Here is a 2626-nt window from a genome sequence, read left to right as displayed (position 1 = left end):
GGCCTGGCTGATGTGCCGGAACACGGCGGGCGCCTCACGGACGTCCCACGCGGTGATCGGCAGCAGCCGCAGCGCACCGGACTCGAACAGGCCGATGATCTCCGCCGTGATCTCCCGGACCCGCTCCGGGCCCGCCTCCGCGGGGTTGAACGCGCGGTAGCGCACGCCGGGGTGGTCGGCGGCGACCTGCTCGGCGTCGCGCGGGTCGGCCTTGCCCATGTCAGCGAAGCGCCCGCCCTCGGCGAGCAGCCGCAGCGAGGCGTCGACGAATTCACCGGCCAGCGAGTTCAGCACCACGTCCACGCCGCGTCCGCCGGTGGCGGTACGGAACGACTCCTCGAAGGCGAGGTCGCGCGAGGAGGCGATGCGGGCGTCGTCCAGACCGGCGGCGCGCAGCGCGTCCCACTTGCCGGGATTGGCGGTGCCGTACACCTCCAGGCCCAGGTGCCGGGCGAGCTGGACGGCGGCCATGCCGACGCCGCCGGCCGCCGCGTGCACCAGCACCGACTCACCGGGCCGGGCCGCGGCCACGTCCACCAGCCCGTAGTAGGCGGTCACGAAGACGACGGGCACCGAGGCGGCCTCGGCGAAGGTCCAGCCGGCCGGGATCCGGGCCAGCAGCCGCCGGTCGGTGACCGCCCGGTCGGCGAGGCCGCCGCCGTCGAAGTGGCCGAACACCCGGTCGCCGACGGCCAGATCGGTGACGGCGGCGCCGACCTCGGTCACCACACCGGCGGCCTCGGCACCCATCACGGCCCGGTCGGGGTACATACCGAGCGCGAGCAGCACGTCGCGGAAGTTCACACCGGCCGCGCGGACGGCGATCCGCACCTGGTCGGCGCCCAGCGGGGCCTCGGCCTCGGCGGCGGGCACCAGGGCGAGGGCCTCCAGAGTGCCCTCCTCGGTGACGTCCAGGCGCCAGGCGCCGGGCCCGTCGGGGGCGGTGAGGCCGTGGACGGCGCTCTGCCGGACGAGCCGGGGGGCGCGGGCCCCGCCCTCGCGCAGGGCGAGCTGCGGTTCGTCCTGGACGGTGGCCCAGGCCTGCCAGTCGGCGTCCTGCCCGGCCGGGTCGCGGTCCAGCAGCAGCACGCGGCCGGGGTGCTCCGACTGGGCGGAGCGCAGCAGGCCCCACACCGCCGCGCCGGCCAGGTCGGTCACCGGCTGCCCGGGGGCGGCCGGGACGGCGCCGCGGGTGACGACCACCAGCCGGGTGTCGGCGAAGCGGTCGGCGGCGAGGAACTCCTGGACGGTGCGCAGGACTTCGGTGGTGGTCCGGCGGACGGCCAGGGCCGGCCCGCCGTCGGACGCGGCGGGCGGCAGGGTCAGCACGACCACCGGAGGCGTCGCGCCGTCCTCGACGGCGCCGATCTCCCGCCAGTCCGAGGTGTCGGGCCGGGCCGGGTCCCGCTGCGGCAGCGGGGTCCAGTCGACGGTGAACAGGGCGTCGTGGACGGCGCGTTCGCCGGCCCGCCGCAGCGTCGCGGCGGCGACCTCGCGCAGGGTCAGCGAGGCGATGTCGATCACCGGCGCGCCGGTGGGGTCGGCGGCGTGCAGGCCGACACCGTCCGCGCGGACGGTCAGCGCGACCCGGAGCACGGTGGCCCCGGTGGCCCGGAGGTGGACGCCGTCGAAGGAGAACGGCAGCCGGGTACCGGTGGCGGGGTCGGCGGCGAGGCCGATGGCGTGCAGGGCGGCGTCCAGCAGTGCCGGGTGCATGCCGAAGCCCTCGGCCTGGACGTCCTGCGGCAGGGCGACCTCGGCGTAGACGGTGCTGCCGTCGCGCCAGGCGGCGCGCAGGCCCTGGAAGGCGGGGCCGTAGCCGTAGCCGGCCTCGGTGAGCGCCTGGTAGAAGCCCTCGACCTCGACCGGCCGGGCCCCGACGGGCGGCCAGACCGCGAGGTCGGAACCGTCCTGCGGGGCGGTGGCGGCCGGGGCGAGGACGCCGGTGGCGTGGCGGACCAGCTCGGTGCCGGCGGCGTCCGGGCGGGAGAACACCTCGAAGGTCCGGCAGCCGGTGTCGTCCGCGGTGCCCACGCTCACCTGGACCGCGACGCCGCCCTGGGCGGGCAGCACCAGCGGCGCCTGGAGCACCAGTTCGGACAGCAGGGCGCAGTCGGCCCGCTCACCGGCGGTCAGCGCCATCTCCACGAAGGCGGTGCCCGGCACCAGCACGTCGCCGTGCACCGCGTGGTCGGCCAGCCAGTCCTGGCCGGCCGCGCTCAGCCGTCCGGTCAGGACCAGGGCTCCGCCGGGCAGCGGGACGGCGGCGCCCAGCAGGGCGTGCTCGGTGACGACCTGGCCGACCGTGCTCAGGTCGCCGGCGGCGACCACGGCCCGCGGCCAGTACCGCTCGCGCTGGAAGGCGTAGCTGGGCAGCTCGACCCGGCGGCCCGCGGGCACGACCGGGGTGAAGTCGACGGACGCGCCCGCGGTCCAGGCCTCGGCCAGGGCCGTGAGCAGCTGCTCGGGGCCGCCCCGGTCGCGCCGCAGCGTGCCCAGCGCGGCCGCGTCGGCGCCGGCGGCGTCGGCGCTCTCCTGCACGCCGACGGTCAGCACCGGGTGGGGGCTGCACTCGACGAACACCGAGCGGCCGTCGGCGAGCAGAGCACGGGTGGCCTGCTCGAAC

The 2626-nt window shown here is 77.5% G+C and carries 1 protein-coding gene; it reads right to left on the bottom strand.

The window, feature by feature from the left end; all coding sequences use genetic code 11:
• A partial coding sequence (locus tag ACWGJO_RS41405) for a polyketide synthase dehydratase domain-containing protein (RefSeq protein WP_452190940.1) occupies positions 1 to 2626 on the bottom strand: 2626 nt, incomplete at both ends.

This window comes from Kitasatospora sp. NPDC054795, from assembly GCF_053611565.1.
This window is presented reverse-complemented; position numbering and strand designations above follow the sequence as displayed.